The organism is Caulobacter sp. Root1472 (genome assembly GCF_001426985.1).
In the GTDB taxonomy this organism is placed as follows: Bacteria; Pseudomonadota; Alphaproteobacteria; order Caulobacterales; family Caulobacteraceae; genus Caulobacter; species Caulobacter rhizosphaerae.
In genome coordinates, this window is the sequence record NZ_LMFX01000023.1 from 99,252 (window position 1) to 115,119 (window position 15,868).

Sequence of the window (15,868 nt, forward strand, 5' to 3'; positions counted from 1 at the left end):
TTTACCATGCCTTATGGTGTGCTGCTTAACCCTCGCGCTGGATGATCTCCCATCATCTTCTCTCTCGGGGTTTGCAATGCGCACGAAGATTTTCATGGCCGCCATGGCCTTCCTCGGTCTCGCCTCCAGCGCGGTCGCCGCGCCCAGCAGCTACGAGCTCCGCCTCGAGGGCCATGTGCCGGTGATCTGCCGCGTGGACCTGCAGGCCAGCAGCGCCTCGGCCGACCAGGCCACCGACCTCGGCAAGATGACCGAGTTCTGCAACAGCGCCGCGGGCTACGATGTCTGGCTGTCGCACGCCCAGGGCCTGAGCGGCGCCGCGGTCTATGTCGACGGGCAGAAGATCCAGCTGTCGGCCTCGGGCCAGACCCTGATCAGTCATTCGGCGACCGCGGCCTCGCGCTCGCACGTGCTGCGCCTGGAGCCCGGCGCCGACGCCGGCCAGGTCGGCGACCTGTCGCTGCGCATCACCGCCCTCTGAGACGTCGCGCCCTGGCAGGCGTCCGCCACCGACAGGAAGAACCCCGCCGGACCAGGTCCGGCGGGGTTCAGTTGGCGATCGCCGCCGCGGGAACGAACTACATGCAAGCCACGGGCGTCGTCGCTGGCGGCACGGCAAGAGGGGTCACCGTGACGGTCAGGATGTCCTGGTAGTTGGGCGCCGGGGCCTTGCCGGCGCCGCCCTCCAGGAGGGTGGGGGTGATGGCCAGATACTGGCCGCCCAGGCCGGCCCGTTGACACGTCACCGTGCTGAAGGTCGGCGAGGCGTTCGATCGTGTCTGGCCCAGGAAGTCCAGCTGGTAGGGAATCCGCTGGTTGGCCGTGGCCAGGTTGCCGCCGGGATAGGTCATCCGGAACTGGTTGGCCGAGGTCAGGGCCACCGAATAGGGACCCGAGCTGGCCACCCGCACATTGCCCGTCCGCTGCTTGACCGAGTTGGGGGTCGAGGGCAGGGCGGCGGTCGTCAGCGCGCCGATCTCGCCGAAGTCCAGGGCCGGGCCAACGAAGCTGGCCTGCAGGGCGCTGAGCACATTGATCCGAATGTCCAGCGAGTTGGGGACCACGCCGGATTCGTCGGCCGCCCCGCCGGTGCGCTTGCAGTAGTATTTCTGGTCGACGAACAGGTCGGTGGTGCCCGCCGCCAGGTCCGCGCCGCTGGGCACGGTGATCGTCACGGCGAAGGTCTTGACGTCGGGCTGGCCGACGCCGCCGAAGTTCAGCTCGACCTCGTTGGGATTGGTGTTGTTGGGGTCCAGCACGTGGCCGGGCGGGTTTTCCAGGATCTGGCCGCCGGTCGAGGTCTGGACGATCGCCAGGCTGGCCGGCGTGTCGGGACGGCGCAGGTAGATGAAGTCGACCTCCTGCGTCTTCTTGCCGCCCACGGCCGGCGGGCGGCGGGCCGTGATCGTCAGAGTCTGGACCGTCGTGCCGCTGGGATTGAACGGGTCGAAACTGCCCGACAGCACCACCGGGTCGAAGATCACGCACTGGGCCTGGACCGCGTGGGCGGTCAACGAGGCCGCGCCGGCGGCGAGCGCCAGGATCAGCATGCTGATGCCGCGTTTCATGTCAGCCTCCCGAGGCGCTGGGCTTGAGGTCGCCGGCCTTGACGAAACCCTCCGCGCTGGCGGGGACGTCGAGGAAATAGACGGTGGGGGGCGTGGTCCCCATCTCGATCCGCCAGCGACCCGGGCGCAGGCCCGAGGCGCCGAAGCGGCCGGTTCGGTTGGTGAACAGCACCACCGGCGGCTGGCCGGGCTTGGCCACCTCCGTGGCGCCGCCGGCGATCAGGGCCAGGGGCTGGCCGTCGCCGTCCAGCAGCCGGCCGATCGCGGTGATCGAATAGTCCGACCCCACCACCAGCCGGTAGCCCGATCGATACGGCGGGAACATCCGGAACGAGCCTGAGCCGAGATCGTAGCCGGCCGGCGCGTTGGGGGCGTCCACCGTGATGGTCCGTTCGGCATAGGCGCTGAGGTTGGTCTCCAGCGCCGTGCCCAGGGCTCCGGTGTTGGCGGTGTAGCCGAACGGGGTCGGGTTCACGGTGACGTCGGCGCCCTTCAGGCTCTTGTGGCCCTCGACGATCGCGAAGCTGTCATAGATCGGACGCCCGACCGAGACCGCGCCGTCGGCGAAGCCCAGGGACGTGCCGAGCCGCAGAGAGGTGCGGCCGTTGTCCGGGCCGTCGAACGCCGTGAAGTGCGACAGGCCCAGCTCGGCGCGGTTGGCGATGTAGTTCAGGCTGCCGTTGAACGCCGCGTCGGTCGGCGAGCGCGAAACCTCGCCATAGGCGTTGTAAGAGCCTACCCCCTGGCCGTGCAGGGTCTGGTAGACGAGCCGCGCGCGGTCGTCGCGGCCGTCATATTCGGCCCTGAGGCTGGAATTGTTGGAGAACTGCCAGGACAGCGAGATGAACGCAGTGGTCTCGCGCCGTCCGGGCACGTCATCGTACATCAGATTGGCGGTCAGGGCCAGGTTCGAGGTCAGGCGATAGCCCATGCCGGCCCGGTAGGAACTGGAGTCGGCGAAGTTGTCGCGGCCATGCGAATAACGGCCGTCGAAACTGGCGTAGATCGCGTCGCTGAAGGCGTGCGAATAGCCGACCCCCAGCTCGTAGGCGTAGCGGTTGTCGGGGATGAAGGTCCCCACCGGTCCGAACTCGCGGCTGCGGCTCTCGAACGACAGGTTCAGGGCGTCGGCGCGACCGCCGGCGAACTGGAACAGGCGCTGCAGGGTGACGGTCGTGGCATAGCCCGAGCCGAAGCCGTCGATGTGAGACAGGGCGAAGTCGACGCCCAGCGTCCCCACCGGCAGGCCGAACAGGCCTTCGAACCCGGCCATGACGGTGTCCTCGTCGCCTTGGCCGTTGACCCCCAGGGTCACCCGATCGGTGATGCCCCGCCGATAGAACCCGCTGAAGGTGAAGTTCTGGGTGTAGTCGGGCCCGTCGGCCAGCAGCGGCGCCTTGACGCCGGCATAGGCGCCGAACTCCGACAGGCCCGGATCCAGCTGGGCGCGATCGAAGAAGACGTTGAATTGCAGCACCTCGCGCCGCCCGGTGTCGTCCTCGACCACCAGGCGCACGTCGTTGGCGCCCTGGGCGAACGGGAAGTCGCGCACGTTGTAGCGACCCGGATCCAGGTGCAGCCGACGCGTCAGTTGGTTGTTGAGGATCACGCTGACGTCCGACGGCCGCGCCAGGGTGAAGCTCTCCCGGCCGCGGGGCCGGGCGATCGTCTGTGGGGCCAGCACGCTGTAGGAGCGGAAGACCGAGATCCCGGCGACGTCCGGCGCCGACTGGAAGCCGCGGCTGGTGGCCTGCAGGTCGCCGAACGTCCAGCGGGCGGTGTGTTTCAGGTCGTCATAGACGACGCGGGTGCCCAGTCGCTGGTAGTCGTTGCGCCCACCCGGCTGCCAGACCGCCTCGTTCTCCAGCACCAGGCCGCTCAGGCGGATGGCGCTGTCGAGCAGGAAGGTCGGGTCGCCCAGCCCGTTGTCGACGCCCTGCTCCACATAGTCGACCGACCCGCGGACGTTCAGGTATCCGCTGAAGCCGGCCGGCGGGGTGAAGCTGCCCAGGCCCACATGGTCCATGGGGGTGACCTGCAGGCTGCGCACGGCCTTCAGCTCGGCCGGGATGTTGATCCGCAGCTCCAGGGCCTTGGGGTCGTAGGTCATTTGCAGCTGGGCGCGGGTGACGGCCTCGGGCCCGACCAGGGCGCGGCCGTTGAAGGCTGAGCGAAGGGCGGCCACCGAGGCGGCGTCCAGCACCGGAGCTAGCAGGCCCAGCAACCGCTCGGACGGCATCGATAGTTGGCCGTCCGCCGAGATCGTTAGCGGCATGTCGCCCAGGTAGAAGTCCCCGTCCTTCAGCGGGACCGTCAGGTTGACATCGCGGCCCGTGGGGTTCAGCCGGCGCAGGGCGTCGGCGGAGGCGGGGCCGTTCGACGGGGTGGCCGTCGGTTCCTGCGCGAGCGCGAGGTACGGGATCGGTTCGGCCAGGGCCGCGACGGGAGCCGCGGCCGCGACCAGGCAGCCAGCGAGCAACCAGCGCCGATAGGCGCGGGTCCTAGCGCCCTTCGTCGGATGAGAATTGAGCCTCAAGGGAGCCTCCTGCTGCCGCCGTCAGCGGCAGTTCGATGGGAACGGCGATCCGGCGCGTCTGGCCGGGGGCGATCAGGCCGAAGCCGATCGTCTGCTGGATCTCGGGGCCGGGGAGGGTTCGCTGGAAGACGACCTTTCCCGCGGCGTCCTTCTCGGTGATCTTCAGCCGTCCGCGGGACAGGTAGCCGTGGGTGTTGGACGTGTCGGCGACATAGACGATCGGGATCGGCTTGCCGTTGGCGTCGGCGCCGATCTCCGATTTCGACAGCGCCAGGTTCGGCTTGCCGCCGTTGGGGGCGACGCTGGCCAGGACCTGGAAGTTGTACAGGATCTGGATCGCCGACTGGCCCTCGGGCAGCTTCACCGGCATCTGGGCGACGGTGACGTAGTAGTGCTTGCTCTGCGCCAGGGCCGGGTCGCCGACCCACTGGATGCGGAACGACTGGGTCTCGCCGGGCTGGATCACCGCTTGGGGCGGAAAGATCAGCAGGTCGTTGGTCTGGGTGTCGCCCGGATGGGCGCCCTTGTCGTCGAAGGTCAGCTCCTCGGCGCGCAGCTCCACCGGCAACGGGTTGGCGAAGGTGTTCTGCACGGTCACGATCTGCGACATGCCGCGCCCGGTGGGCTTGAGGTCGATGACGACCGGCTGGACGGTCATGGCCAGGGCGGCGCCGCCCAGCAAGGGCGTCCCCGTTCCGGCCGTTCCGGCCAGCGCCAGGCTGGCGGCGGCGACCGCTCCCAGCCAACGCTTGCGATGATTGTTCGAACGCAACATGGGGTCCGCTCCTTGTGGTTCAGTTCGGTTCAGTTCGAGGCTTCGATCTCGACGACCAGCGTTCCCGCGTAGTCGCCGGCGACCATCGGCGCGCCCCCGCCGGTGATGTTGACGGTGAGGTTCATCAGCCCGGCCGCGCCGTTGGCGGTCTGCAGGCTGATAGGGGTGAGAGAGGTGCTGGGGCCGGTGGCGGTCAGCCCCGCCCAGTCGGCCGAAAGCTGGAAGCCCAGGCTGTCGCGGAAGCCGGCGGCCGGGGCCGGTCCCGCCGTGCGCGCCAGGCCTGCGCCGTCGGTGCGCACCACCAGGCGGTGGGCGGAGTTGCAGACCACCGGGAAGCCCAGGCTGATCACGGCGTCGCGCGGCTGGGCGGTCTGCGGATCGATGAACTGGGTGAAGCGCACCACGCCTTGGGCGCCCTGGGCGGTGAAGCTGGCGTTGGTCCCGGCGGCGCTCGACGGCGGCGACAGCACGCAGGCGCTGGGCGCGACGCCGAACAGGTCCAGGGTGTTGCTGGCCCGGTCTCCGGTCGAGGCGGTCTGGGCCTGGGCCGGGGCCGCCGCGCCGAGCGCGGCGCCGACGATGAAGGGGGCGAGGACGAGGGCGGCGTTCATTGGGGTTCCACCGTCAGCCTGAGGGTGTCGCGGTAAACGCCCGACACCAGCGGCGCATTGGTCTGCAGGTTCGTGGCCCCGGGCTGGATATCCAGCCGCAGGACGATGTCGCCGACGACCGGCTGGTCGACCGCCTGGGCGCTGTCGCGGAGTCGCCGGGCGCTGGCGTCGGCCTCGAAGGTGTTGGTGACCGGGCCCCAGATCAGGGTGGCGGTGTAGGGCACCCCGTCGCTGAAGCCGGTCGGCGCGGGCGTCAGTCCAAGCTCGGCGCGCCACAGGCCGTTGTTCTGGCTCTCCAGCACGATCTGGTGGGCGTAGTTGCAGACGGCCGCGAAGGTTACCTGGGCCGAGGCTGCGCGGGTCGACAGGGTGACCGGGTCGGTCAGGGCGTCGACCTCGAGGCTGGAGCCGTTCAGGGTCCGGAAATTGACCAGGGCGCCCGAGCTGAGCGTGGGAGCGGCGAGGGTGCAGACCTTCGGCACTCGGCCGCGCACCACCATCTCGCGGGTGTTGTCGTCGGTCTGGGCCCTGGCTAGCTGGCCCACCAGCAGCAGGGTGACGGCCGAGGCCGTGACCAGGGTGGCGACGGCGATGGATCGGGTGTCGCGCATGATCGTCCTCCTTCAGCTGGCCGCGGCCAGGGTGACGACGACGGCGCCCTGGTAGGTGTCGTCGGCGACGGGGCGCAGCGCCGGGCCGCCAGCGGTGGCGAAGCCCGAGAGGCTGATCGTGATGTCGGCGCTGCCCGCCGTTTCGCGCACCTGCGAGGCCGCGGCGTTGGCGGCGGCTCCGGTCGAGTAGCTGGCCTCGATCGGCGTCCAGCCCGAGGCCGTGGCCGTGTAGTCGACGCCGCGCGAGAAACCCGTCGGCGGCGTGGTGACGAAGGCCTGGGCCGTCATGGCGGTGGCGGCGATGGTCAGCTGGCTGCGCGAGCTGCACTGGGTGCCGGTCAGCACCTTGGGCGGCGCCGCCAGGTCGGGGCGCAGCAGGCCGGTGCTGGTGTCGATCAGCACGCCGACGTCGAACAGGTTGTCGCCGTCGCTGAGCGCGCCGAGGGTGCAGACATTGTTGGGCACGTTGCCGGTGATCTGGATCGGGCCCGCGGAGTCCGAAGGGCCGACGGTCTGGGCGTGGGCGGCGGCGGCCAGGACCAGGAGGACCGGCGGCGCGATCAGCAGGGACAGGGTGCGATGCATGGCTCAGCTCCCCGAGGCGTTCAGGCCCGCGTCGGGCCCGAGGGTGATGGTGACCAGGGCCAGGTAGGCGCCCGGCTGCAGCAGGTCGTCGGCGGCGGTGGCGAAGTCCGAGACGACCAGGGTCAGGTCCGTCGCCTTCGGCGCTGCGCTGGTCGAGCGCGCGCCGTCGCCGGCGGCGTTGGTGGCGCTGGTGCGGACGGTGGCGGCCGTCGCCCCCCAGGCGCTGATCGAGCAGGTGTAGTTGACCGCGCCGGTGAAGCCGGTCTGGGCGACGCCGCTGGTCACCGCCAGGGGGGAGGCGCTGATGGCCAGGGCCGCGCCGCCGTAGTTGCAGAAGGTCCCCGGCAGCTGGATCGTCTGGGCCGGGATCGCCGCCAGCCGTCCGACCCGGGTCCCCGAAGCCTCCGAGATCTGGCCCAGCGCCAGGCCGGCCGGGTTGGGTTCGCCCAGCATGCAGACCCGGCCGACCTGGGCGTCCAGTCCGACATTGCCACGGGCCGGGTCCTGGGCGCTGGCCGACGTGGCGGCCAGGGAGGCGGCGAGGGCCAGGGTGGTCGCCGCGAGTCCGACGGTTCGATGCTGGATCATGACGACCTCCTTGCGGGCCCAGGGTTCAGGTGGCGGGAGACAGGGTGACGATCACCGAGCCGGCGTAGGATCCCGCCACCAGCCGTCCGCCGGTCGGGGTGGCCGGATCGGCGAAGCCGACGACGATGTCGCTGCTGAAGACGCCGGTCGTGCCGCCCACGCCGCCGCCGGCGGCCAGGGTGCTGTCGCTGGCCGACACCGCGCCGCTGGCCGGCGAGGCCGTGGCGGTGGCCGTATAGTCGACCCGGCGGTCGAAGCCGTTCGGGGCGGCGTCGGTGAAGCTGGTGTTGAGGATCGGCAGGGCTTCGACGGCCATGCTGGCCGACACCCCGTTGCACCAGCCGTTCAGGGTGGCGGTGCGGCTGGTCAGCTTGGCGCCGTCCAGCCGGCCGATGGCGGCGGTGTCGCCGGCCAGCAGGGACAGTTCGCCCAGGTTCAGCACCACGTCGCCGGTCACGAACAGACAGCGGTTTGCCACCGTGCCGTTGACCTGCACCGTGCCCGTCGCCGTCTGGGCCTGGGCCGCGCCCGCTCCGCAGGCGAGCACGAGGCTCGCCGCGGCGGCGGACAGGATGATCGGATGTCGCATGATCGTGCTCCTGTCGCCTGGCGGGTCAGACCGGTTCGATGGTGATCGAGATGACGCTGGAATAGTTGCCGGCCATCAGCAGCGCGCCCGACGCGGTGTTCAGAGCGTAGGCCTTGACGGTCAGGTTGTTGGCCACGTTGGCCAGGCTGCTGGACAGCGACTGGACCGTGGCGGCGGGCAGGGCCGCGGCGGTGACGTAGCTGACCGTCTGGGTCGAACCGGAGGCCAGGCTGGCGTCCAGCGCGGCGGTGTAGTCGATGACGTTGGCGTAGCCGGTCGGGGCGGTGGCGGTCGGGGCCAGGGCCAGGCGGGTCGAGCTCAGCGTCACCTTCGGAGCGGCGCTGTTGCAGTTGACCCGGAACTGGGTCGAGCCGCCGGGGGCGGCGTTGGTCGAGCCGGCTAGGGTGGGCGACAGCGCGCCGTCCGTGCCGGCCAGTTCGCCCAGCGGGATCGAGCCGCTGAAGCTGGAACCGGCGCCGCCGGTGATCACCACGCACTTGGCCGCGACGCTGCCGGTGACATTGACGGTGCCCGTGACCGTCTGGGCCATGGCCGCGGGGGCGGCGGCGAGGCCCAGCAGGGCGGCGCCGATCAGGATGGTCTTGTTCATGTCGTTTCACTCCCAAATGTTGCACCGGCGAACCGGCCTGGTTTTGTGGGGCGAGCCCCAGTTCCCCCGGAAAGACGATCGGATCCGCCGGGGGAGCGGACCCGGAAGCGCGTCATGGCGAGACGGTGACCGTGACGGTCAGCGAGTCGGCGTAGGTGTTGGCCGCGGCCAGGATCTGGGCGCCGGCATAGGCGGCGCGGCGGACCCGCAGGTATGAGCCGGAGACGTCGTAGGACGAGCCGTTCAACCGCAGCCCCTGGCTGGCGGTGGCGGGTCCCTTGAAAGTGCAGGTCGCGCCTGAGCTGGTCTTCAGGTCGCCGGTGTCGCAGGTGGCGCTGACCGGGGTGACCCCGACGTCGCCGACCAGGTTCAGGTCGACCAGATAGGGCGCGAGGTTGGTGTAGCCGGTCGACGGCGTGACGCTGGACGCCAGCAGGCCGCCGTTCTGCGAGATCACCGCCGCCCGGAACGGCACGGTGCATTCCAGTGTGAACGGGAAGTCGGCCGAGAAGGCGTTGTTGACCTCGCCCACGTCGGTCGAGCCGTTGGGGGCCAGGCCCGGGGCGAAACCGCAGCGGCCGCCCACCGAGGCGGTGACCGGGATGGACAGCACGATATTGGACGGCGATCCGCCGGCATAGGCCGTGACTTGGGCGTGGGCCCGATCAGCGCCCGCGGCCAAGACCGCCAACAGGATCATGCCGCCGCCGACCAGCCAATCCAGCCGCCGCGGCTTGCGTTCCGAGCGCATAGCCCGGGAAATCATTATGCGTTTGCCTGCCATCGCCCAGCCCTTGTTGATTAACAAGTTCTTAATGCTTGGAAGACGATTGCAGAGATCTAGAAGTGTGAAATCCCCCAGCTTGGGTATGCGTAGTAGTTTCGCCTATATGGGGAATTGTCCCGAGGGTTTATTTGTTATGGTGACTTTAATAATACAAATATCCTAAAGACTACGCCTGTTGAGAGCAATGTGCATTTATCCTGCGTCAAACCGACGCTATTATGTATTCATTAATCTCAGGTTGTGGAAATTCTTGCCTAATATGCCTTTAGATGAGGAACGCACGAACCCGGAAACAAGGGTTCGGCTAGATGCTGGCGCCAAAGACCAGCGGACAGGGAGAAGGGGCAGGGCATGGACGGCACGCATTCGCTGGCCGCGTTACGAGATTTCGAGATCATAAGGTTTTGTCTCGACGAGGATGAAGTGGCCCGGATCGTGGTCGATCCCCAGGGGCTGCTCCTGTGGCGGTCCAGGGCGGCGGCGATTTTGCTGCTGCACGGGGACTGTCCGCTGGTCGATCGAGCCGGCAAGCTGGGCGGCGTCGATCGCCGCACCCAGCAGTTCCTGAACGAGCGGCTGGACGAGGCCTTCGCGGGCGAGGAAATCTGCCAGTTCATCGAGACGGATCAGGAGCGCCGCTTCCTGCTGCGCATGCGTCCGGTCGACGAGGACGGCGAGCGGGCGGTGGTGATCACGCTCAAGGACTTCGAGGCGCCGGTCCATATCCCGCGGCTCGAGCGGCTGTTTGGCCTCAGCGCCATGGAGGCGCGGATCCTGCAGCTGATCATCGAGGGCGCCAGCGCCGAGCGGATCGCCGACAGCAAGGCCATCTCGATCCTGACGGTGCGAACCCATATCAAGCACATCCACAGCAAGATGGACGTCCGCTCCAAGGAGGAGATCCTGGCGATGATCGTCAAGATCTTCGCCTGAGGCGCAGGAACGGCTGAACGGGAGTTGCCGAGCGGGCCGCGAGCCGCCAAATGGTGGGCGCACGACAGTTCGGGCTACGCCATGACCACCACGCCGATCGACGACCGTCTCGCCGCCGCCGCCTTTCATAGGTTGGTCGAGCATCTGCGCCTGCGGACCGACGTCCAGAACATCGACCTGATGGGCGCCGCCGGCTTCTGTCGCAACTGCCTGGGCGACTGGGTCAGCGAGGCCTCGGACGGCGTGCTGAGCCGGGATCAGGCCCGCGAGGCGATCTACGGCATGCCGCAGTCCGAATGGAAGGCGCGCCACCAGGAACCGGCGACGCCAGAGCAGCTGTCCCGCATGGAGACCAGCGTGGCGCTCAACGCGCGATTGCGCGCCGAGCGGGAAGCCCGGCTCGATGAGGCGCTGGAGGACAGCTTCCCGGCCAGCGACCCGCCGGCCATGAGCGAGCCGGGGCGCTAGGATTCAGGTCAAATCTCGATGACTCCGCGCCGGGCGGCCACAGTGACCGCATGGGTGCGATCGGCGACGTCCAGCTTGGCGAAGATGCTTTTCAGGTGGGCCTTCACCGTGTCTTCCGACAACGACAGGTCCCAGGCGATCTGTTTGTTGGCCCGGCCCGCGGCGACCAGGCGCAGCACGTGGATCTCGCGCTCGCTCAGGGCCTCGTCGATGGCGTGGATGGCGATCTCGTGGGCGACCTCGGGCTGCAACTGGCGGCGGCCGGCGTGGACGTTGCGGATGGTGTCCAGCAGTTCGCGGCGCAGGGTGCTCTTGAGCAGATAGCCGGTGGCGCCGGCCTTCAGGGCGCGCAGGGCCTGGACGTCGCCGGCATAGGTGGTCAGCACCACGATCCGGGCGGCCGGGACCTCGGCGCGGATGGCTTCGATGGCCTCCAGCCCGCTCATGCCGGGCATCTGCAGGTCCATCAGCGTCACGTCGGGCCGCAGTTCCCGGTGGCGAGTCACGGCCTCGGCGCCGTTCTCGGCCTCGCCGACCAGCACCATGTCCGGCTGCAGGGCCAGGACGGCGGCCACACCTTCGCGCAGCATCGGATGGTCGTCGACGACCAGGACACGGATCTGCGGGCCGGTGGGGGCGGCGGTCATGTCAGGTCTCGCTGGTCAGGGCGCGGCGCCGCAGGGAGGGCCAGGCGCGTCGGCCGGGGCTGAGGTAGGCGACGCCGCCCGGGACGGTCAACTCGATCTCGGTCCCGGCCCCGGGGCGGCTGCGCAGTTCGAACTCGGCCTGGATCTTGCGGGCCCGTTCGCCCATGCCCGTCAGGCCGAAATGCCCCTCGCGTCGGCCGCTGTCGAGCACGGCCTGGTCCAGGCCGACCCCGTCGTCGCGGAACAGGACGGTCAGCGCGCCGCTGCCATAGCCGACGGTGATCTCGACATTGCGGGCCTGGGCATGGCGCTGGGTGTTGAACAGGGCCTCCGACGCGATCCGCTCGATCTCCTCGCAGACCAGCGGGTGCAGGCGCCGCGGCGTTCCCTCGACCACCAGCCGCACCTTGATCGCCGGCTCCAGGCCGAGGCGTTCGGCCTGTTCGGCCAGGATCTCATGCAGGTCGCCGGCCCGGTCGGCGCGCAGGCTCCTCACCCGGTCGCGGCCCTCGACGATGACGTCGTCGGCGCGGTCCAGCGCGCTTTCCAACGCCTGCCGGGCCGGCTGGTCGGCCGGGATCTGATCGACCACGGACTGCAGGCGAAGCATCAGGCCCTGGACGCCCTGCAGCAGGGTGTCGTGCAGTTCGCGGGCGATGCGCTCGCGCTCGGCCATGCGGTCCTGCAGCCGGCCGTGGATGCGGTCGGACATCTGGCGCAGCCGCAGGGCGTAGAGACCCCACAGCAACCCGATCACCGCCAAGGCGCAGAGCGCGCGGAACAGGTTGGTCTGGACGAAGGTCGGCGAGATCTGGAACGTCAGGACCGCGCCCCGATCATTCCAAACGCCGTCGTTGTTGGCGGCCAGGACCTGGAAGCGATACCGGCCGGGCTTGAGATTGGTGTAGAAGGCCTGCCGCCGTCCGCCCGCCTCGACCCAGTCCTTGTCGACCCCCTCCAGGCGATAGCGGAAGCGCACGCGTTCGGGAATGCTCAGGCTGAGCGCCGTATAGTCGATCTGCAGTTTCGAGGCCCCTTTGGGCAGGACCAGGTCGCGCGGATCGCGGCGGACCTGGCCGTTGACCGTCAGGGCGCGGATCGACACTGGCGGGGGCAGGGCGTTGCGGGCGATGCGGGCCGGGTCGATCCAGGCCACGCCCTCCAGGGTCAGCAGCCAGATCCGCCCGTCGCCGCCCCTGACCACGTCGCGGGCGCCGTTCTGCTGCGGTGGGCCGGGCAGGCCGTCCTTCATGTTGAACAGTCGATAGTCCAGCGGTCGCGCGGGGTCGTCGAAGGCGCGGTCGAGGTCCTGCGTCCGCATCTGCACGACGCCCAGGGCCCCCAGGATCCAGGTCTCGCCCTCCGGCGTCTGCACAATGCCCTGGACGCCCCTGGCCCAGGGAAAACGCGCGACCTGCAGGGCCTGGAAGCGGTCGCCGGTCAGGCGCAGCAGGCCGAACTCGCAGCCGATCAGGAAGTCCTTGGGCCCCTGGTAGAAGGCGCGCATGCCGCCGACGGCCAGCTTGGGCGGCGGGCGAAGCGTCTGCACCGCCCCGTCGGCGGCCAGCCGCGTCAGCGCCCTGGCCCTGGGCAGCAGCACGCGGCCTTCTCGGTCGATCCCGATGTTGTTGTAGACCGCCTCGGGCGCCAGCGGCGGGAACACCGTCCACCGGCCCTGGGCGTCGAGCCGGCCGTATCCGGTCGCGAACAGGGCCAGCCAGAGGTCTCCGCGACCGTCGATCACGCATCCGAAATAGGGCGAGGCGGGCGGAACCGGCGGGGCGACGGTGCGCGGCGGGGTCCCCAGTCGGGTCAGGGCGTCGCTCGACCCCAGCCACATCGCCCCGGCCTTGTCCTGGCAAAGCGCCGTGGGGTTGTCGAGCCGGTCGCGGACCCGCTTCGGCGCCTGGCCCGGCAGGGCCTGGTAGACGCTGTCGCTGTCGGCCGCCCAGACCGCCCCGTCCCGATCGGCAAACTGCATGTAGCCGAAGCGCGACGAGCGGGCGATCCCGGGCTCGACCACCACATTGGCGGCCCGCAGGCGATCGAGGCCCGCCGAGGCGCCGATCCAGATATTGCCCTCCCGGTCCTCCAGGATCGGCACCGCCTTGTTGGAGCTCAGCCCGTCCTTGGCCTCGTAGGTCTCGGCGTGCGGCCGAGACGCGCCGGCCGTGAGGGCGGCGTCCGGTCGGGCGACGCGGAAGACCCCGGTCGAGAACGTCGTGCCCCACAGGGCGCCGTCCCGGTCGAACAGGATGCGGGCGTAGCGGGCGGAGTCCGAGACGGCGTAGCCCGCCATGCCGGGCTTGGCCTTCTCCCCTTTCGCCACGTTGGGCAGAGGGCGGGCGCCCAGCGAGTCCGAGACCCACAGCCGGCCGCCGGCGTCCTCGGCCAGACCCGCCCCGGCGCCCATGACCACGTCGGCGCGCTCGAAACGCCGCGCCCCACGCCGCAGGAAGGACAGGCTGCCGTCGATCGCCACCCACAGCGTGCCGTCGCGGGCGGCCTTCAGGTCCATGATGTAGCCTTCGGGCAGGTTCCACGACGGGTCGATGTCCTGGCGCTTGCCCCCGACGAACCGGGCGAGGTTGTGCTGGATGCTGTTGAGCGCCGCCCAGACGGTCCCGTCCGGGGCCGCGGTCATGGTCAGGACGCCGTCGCGGTCAGTGCTGGGAAGTTCGCGCAGCTTGCCGTCGCGAAAGACGGCGATGCCGCCTCGCCGATAGCCGGCCCAGAGCTCACCCGAGGCGGTGACGACCAGCGCATTGACGTGCTGGGAGTGGGAATAGTCGTCGTCGGCCAGGGGAACGGCTTCGAACGTGACGCCGTCGAACCGATAGAGGCCGCTGGCCGCGCCTAACCACAGATAGCCGTCGGGCGTCTGGGCCAGGGCCCAGACATTGGTCGGCGCGCCGTCTTCGGCCGTCCAGCTGGTGTGCTTGAACTGGAGGATCGAGCGGGCCGGATCCAGGGCCAGGGCTGGGCCGCCGAGGTTCAGCAGCAGGACGATCGCGAGGAGAAGTCTGGCGGCCGTCTTCATGCTTGATCGCCCCCGCCGGCCGCCAACGCTCCAGGCCTTGTTTTCACGAGCCGAGGTCGCGCGAAATCTCGAAAGGGTGACGCGCGGCTCCCCCGTCGGGAGCTTAACGGGAGAGGCGAGAACGGGATAGCGCTGTGGCCTGCAACAGGACGCGTCCCATGTTTCTCGGCGCCATGTTTCCGGGCGGTCTGGTCGGCGTGGCGCTGCTGCTCGGGCGCCTGGCCGCCGCGGCGGTGCTGGCCCTTGTGATGCGCGGCTTCGTGCAGGACCCGCCGTGGGCGGTCTTTCCGATCATTGTTCTCGCGGCCAGCCTGGCGGCCGGGCTTCTGACCCGCTTCGCCGCGGCCTGCTGTGCGGTCTTGGTGACGGTCGGCGCGGCGAGAGCGGACGGAGCGATGGCCGCCGTCCTGGCGCTCAACGCCTTGCATGTCGTCGGGCTGGTGCTCACCGGAGGAGGGGCCTATTCGCTGGACGCGCGGCTGTTCGGCCGGCGCGTGATCCGGCTGGACGACTGACCCGGCCACCCGATCGGGCGACGGGCGCCTACCCGTTCGGGATTTACCGGATCTCGCCTTCGACCGATCGTCCGGCCATGTCCTTGCCACCAGGGGAAGCATGCCATGACCGTTGGTAGCGTCGCGGAAAAGCAATCCGGCCTCGCGGACGTCTTCGCCGCCCCGGCCCGGGCGGGCAAGCTGAAGGTGGCGGCGGTCGAGATCCGGCTGCCGGAGCCGTCGCTGGACGTCACGCCCCCGCCGCCCCGGATCGACGCCCTGATCGTCCGGCTGCAGCTGAGCGACTATCGCGGGCAGCGCTACTGGGAGGACGGCGTGGCCGCCCCGATCCGTGACATCGCGGCGGGCGAGATCCTGTTCCACGATCTGCGGCGCGGCCCGCGACTGGTGCTCGACCAGTCCTATCACGCGCTGCACGTCCACATTCCCCGCGCCGCCTTCGACGCGATCGCCGCGGACTCCAACGCCGTTCCGATCGGTGATCTCGACTACGCCCCGGGCGTGGGTCTCGAGGACTCGACGATCGCCGGCCTGGGCGCCTCGATCCTGGCCGGCCTGCGGGTGGGCCAGGCCCGGAACCAGCCGTTCGTCGACCACCTGGTCCTGGCCCTGGCCGCTCATGTGGCCGCCCGCTATGGCGGCATGACGGCCAAGCCGCGCGCCGTGCGGGGCGGGCTCGCGCCGTGGCAGGCGCGCCGGGCTCGCGAGATCCTCGCCGCCAACCTGGATGGCGGGGCGCCGCTGGCCGAGGTGGCGCGTCAGTGCGGTCTGTCGGTGGGACATTTCTCGCGGTCGTTCCGGCAATCGTTCGGGACCACGCCGCACCAGTGGCTGGTCCAGCGGCGGTTGGAAGCGGCCAAGGACCTGATCCGCTCGTGCCGCATGCCCTTGTCGAACGTGGCGCTCAGCTGCGGCTTCGCCGACCAGAGCCACCTGACGCGGGTGTTCACCCGCGAGGTCGGGGCCAGTCCGGCCGCCTGGCGCCGAGAGGTGCAGCAATAGGGC

17 protein-coding genes are annotated in these 15,868 nt (G+C 69.9%); 5 read left to right on the plus strand and 12 right to left on the minus strand.

All coding sequences use genetic code 11. The annotated features are described in order from the left end of the window. Positions 1–76 precede the first annotated feature (76 nt). On the plus strand, positions 77–481 hold the full coding sequence (locus ASD47_RS15450; protein ID WP_056758358.1) for a hypothetical protein: 405 nt from the start codon (positions 77–79) through the stop codon (positions 479–481). A gap of 97 nt (positions 482–578) precedes the next feature. Here ASD47_RS15450 and ASD47_RS15455 read toward each other — a convergent pair whose 3' ends face one another. From ASD47_RS15455 to ASD47_RS15500, 10 genes are all read right to left on the minus strand, one after another. Further along, entirely contained in the window at positions 579–1,568 is a 990-nt protein-coding gene (locus tag ASD47_RS15455) for a hypothetical protein (RefSeq protein WP_056758362.1), read from the minus strand. A gap of 1 nt (position 1,569) precedes the next feature. Beyond that, positions 1,570–4,104, minus strand: coding sequence for a fimbrial biogenesis outer membrane usher protein (locus ASD47_RS15460; RefSeq protein WP_056758366.1), 2,535 nt, complete (start codon positions 4,102–4,104; stop codon positions 1,570–1,572). Continuing rightward, positions 4,070–4,879: a fimbria/pilus periplasmic chaperone gene (locus ASD47_RS15465; RefSeq protein WP_056758369.1), complete on the minus strand. Its 810-nt coding sequence runs from the start codon at positions 4,877–4,879 to the stop codon at positions 4,070–4,072. Before ASD47_RS15465 ends, ASD47_RS15460 begins: the two co-directional genes overlap by 35 nt. Before the next feature lie 29 nt (positions 4,880–4,908). Continuing rightward, positions 4,909–5,490 carry a hypothetical protein gene (locus ASD47_RS15470; protein WP_056758370.1) on the minus strand — a complete coding sequence of 194 codons (582 nt, stop codon included), beginning with the start codon at positions 5,488–5,490 and terminating at the stop codon, positions 4,909–4,911. Further along, on the minus strand, positions 5,487–6,101 hold the full coding sequence (locus tag ASD47_RS15475; protein ID WP_056758373.1) for a hypothetical protein: 615 nt from the start codon (positions 6,099–6,101) through the stop codon (positions 5,487–5,489). Before ASD47_RS15475 ends, ASD47_RS15470 begins: the two co-directional genes overlap by 4 nt. Positions 6,102–6,113: 12 nt before the next feature. After that, positions 6,114–6,686, minus strand: a complete 573-nt coding sequence (locus ASD47_RS15480; protein WP_056758376.1) for a hypothetical protein — start codon at positions 6,684–6,686, stop codon at positions 6,114–6,116. Positions 6,687–6,689: 3 nt separating this feature from the next. Continuing rightward, positions 6,690–7,274, minus strand: a complete 585-nt coding sequence (locus tag ASD47_RS15485; RefSeq protein WP_056758379.1) for a hypothetical protein — start codon at positions 7,272–7,274, stop codon at positions 6,690–6,692. A 25-nt stretch (positions 7,275–7,299) separates the two neighbouring features. After that, positions 7,300–7,863, minus strand: coding sequence for a hypothetical protein (locus ASD47_RS15490; protein WP_056758382.1), 564 nt, complete (start codon positions 7,861–7,863; stop codon positions 7,300–7,302). A gap of 25 nt (positions 7,864–7,888) precedes the next feature. Beyond that, positions 7,889–8,473: a hypothetical protein gene (locus tag ASD47_RS15495; RefSeq protein WP_056758384.1), complete on the minus strand. Its 585-nt coding sequence runs from the start codon at positions 8,471–8,473 to the stop codon at positions 7,889–7,891. Between the two features lie 112 nt (positions 8,474–8,585). After that, positions 8,586–9,239, minus strand: a complete 654-nt coding sequence (locus ASD47_RS15500; RefSeq protein ID WP_156402263.1) for a hypothetical protein — start codon at positions 9,237–9,239, stop codon at positions 8,586–8,588. A gap of 372 nt (positions 9,240–9,611) precedes the next feature. Here ASD47_RS15500 and ASD47_RS15505 point away from each other — a divergent pair, with 372 nt between their 5' ends. Both ASD47_RS15505 and ASD47_RS15510 read left to right on the plus strand, forming a co-directional pair. Beyond that, positions 9,612–10,193, plus strand: coding sequence for a helix-turn-helix transcriptional regulator (locus ASD47_RS15505; RefSeq protein WP_057182086.1), 582 nt, complete (start codon positions 9,612–9,614; stop codon positions 10,191–10,193). An 81-nt stretch (positions 10,194–10,274) separates the two neighbouring features. Next, complete coding sequence (locus ASD47_RS15510; RefSeq protein ID WP_056758394.1) at positions 10,275–10,661, plus strand: DUF1244 domain-containing protein; 387 nt, start codon at positions 10,275–10,277, stop codon at positions 10,659–10,661. 8 nt (positions 10,662–10,669) lie between these two features. On the opposite strand, the gene ASD47_RS15515 is transcribed toward ASD47_RS15510, so the two are convergent. Then, on the minus strand, positions 10,670–11,308 hold the full coding sequence (locus tag ASD47_RS15515; RefSeq protein WP_056758397.1) for a response regulator transcription factor: 639 nt from the start codon (positions 11,306–11,308) through the stop codon (positions 10,670–10,672). A gap of 1 nt (position 11,309) precedes the next feature. Further along, positions 11,310–14,348 carry a sensor histidine kinase gene (locus tag ASD47_RS15520; protein ID WP_056758399.1) on the minus strand — a complete coding sequence of 1,013 codons (3,039 nt, stop codon included), beginning with the start codon at positions 14,346–14,348 and terminating at the stop codon, positions 11,310–11,312. Positions 14,349–14,506: 158 nt separating this feature from the next. Here ASD47_RS15520 and ASD47_RS15525 point away from each other — a divergent pair, with 158 nt between their 5' ends. After that, positions 14,507–14,863 (plus strand): hypothetical protein, encoded by a 357-nt coding sequence (locus ASD47_RS15525; RefSeq protein ID WP_056758402.1) that lies wholly within the window; start codon positions 14,507–14,509, stop codon positions 14,861–14,863. A gap of 105 nt (positions 14,864–14,968) precedes the next feature. Beyond that, positions 14,969–15,865, plus strand: coding sequence for an AraC family transcriptional regulator (locus ASD47_RS15530; protein WP_056758405.1), 897 nt, complete (start codon positions 14,969–14,971; stop codon positions 15,863–15,865). Positions 15,866–15,868: the final 3 nt, after the last annotated feature.

What these genes read in the sequence shown, in the direction of transcription:
- ASD47_RS15450 (WP_056758358.1), top strand. Translation starts at nt 77, where the DNA reads ATGCGCACGAAGATTTTCATGGCCGCCATGGCCTTCCTCGGTCTCGCC.
- ASD47_RS15455 (WP_056758362.1), bottom strand. Translation starts at nt 1,568, where the DNA reads ATGAAACGCGGCATCAGCATGCTGATCCTGGCGCTCGCCGCCGGCGCG.
- ASD47_RS15465 (WP_056758369.1), bottom strand. Translation starts at nt 4,879, where the DNA reads ATGTTGCGTTCGAACAATCATCGCAAGCGTTGGCTGGGAGCGGTCGCC.
- ASD47_RS15470 (WP_056758370.1), bottom strand. Translation starts at nt 5,490, where the DNA reads ATGAACGCCGCCCTCGTCCTCGCCCCCTTCATCGTCGGCGCCGCGCTC.
- ASD47_RS15475 (WP_056758373.1), bottom strand. Translation starts at nt 6,101, where the DNA reads ATGCGCGACACCCGATCCATCGCCGTCGCCACCCTGGTCACGGCCTCG.
- ASD47_RS15480 (WP_056758376.1), bottom strand. Translation starts at nt 6,686, where the DNA reads ATGCATCGCACCCTGTCCCTGCTGATCGCGCCGCCGGTCCTCCTGGTC.
- ASD47_RS15485 (WP_056758379.1), bottom strand. Translation starts at nt 7,274, where the DNA reads ATGATCCAGCATCGAACCGTCGGACTCGCGGCGACCACCCTGGCCCTC.
- ASD47_RS15490 (WP_056758382.1), bottom strand. Translation starts at nt 7,863, where the DNA reads ATGCGACATCCGATCATCCTGTCCGCCGCCGCGGCGAGCCTCGTGCTC.
- ASD47_RS15495 (WP_056758384.1), bottom strand. Translation starts at nt 8,473, where the DNA reads ATGAACAAGACCATCCTGATCGGCGCCGCCCTGCTGGGCCTCGCCGCC.
- ASD47_RS15500 (WP_156402263.1), bottom strand. Translation starts at nt 9,239, where the DNA reads ATGATTTCCCGGGCTATGCGCTCGGAACGCAAGCCGCGGCGGCTGGAT.
- ASD47_RS15505 (WP_057182086.1), top strand. Translation starts at nt 9,612, where the DNA reads ATGGACGGCACGCATTCGCTGGCCGCGTTACGAGATTTCGAGATCATA.
- ASD47_RS15510 (WP_056758394.1), top strand. Translation starts at nt 10,275, where the DNA reads ATGACCACCACGCCGATCGACGACCGTCTCGCCGCCGCCGCCTTTCAT.
- ASD47_RS15515 (WP_056758397.1), bottom strand. Translation starts at nt 11,308, where the DNA reads ATGACCGCCGCCCCCACCGGCCCGCAGATCCGTGTCCTGGTCGTCGAC.
- ASD47_RS15520 (WP_056758399.1), bottom strand. Translation starts at nt 14,348, where the DNA reads ATGAAGACGGCCGCCAGACTTCTCCTCGCGATCGTCCTGCTGCTGAAC.
- ASD47_RS15525 (WP_056758402.1), top strand. Translation starts at nt 14,507, where the DNA reads ATGTTTCTCGGCGCCATGTTTCCGGGCGGTCTGGTCGGCGTGGCGCTG.
- ASD47_RS15530 (WP_056758405.1), top strand. Translation starts at nt 14,969, where the DNA reads ATGACCGTTGGTAGCGTCGCGGAAAAGCAATCCGGCCTCGCGGACGTC.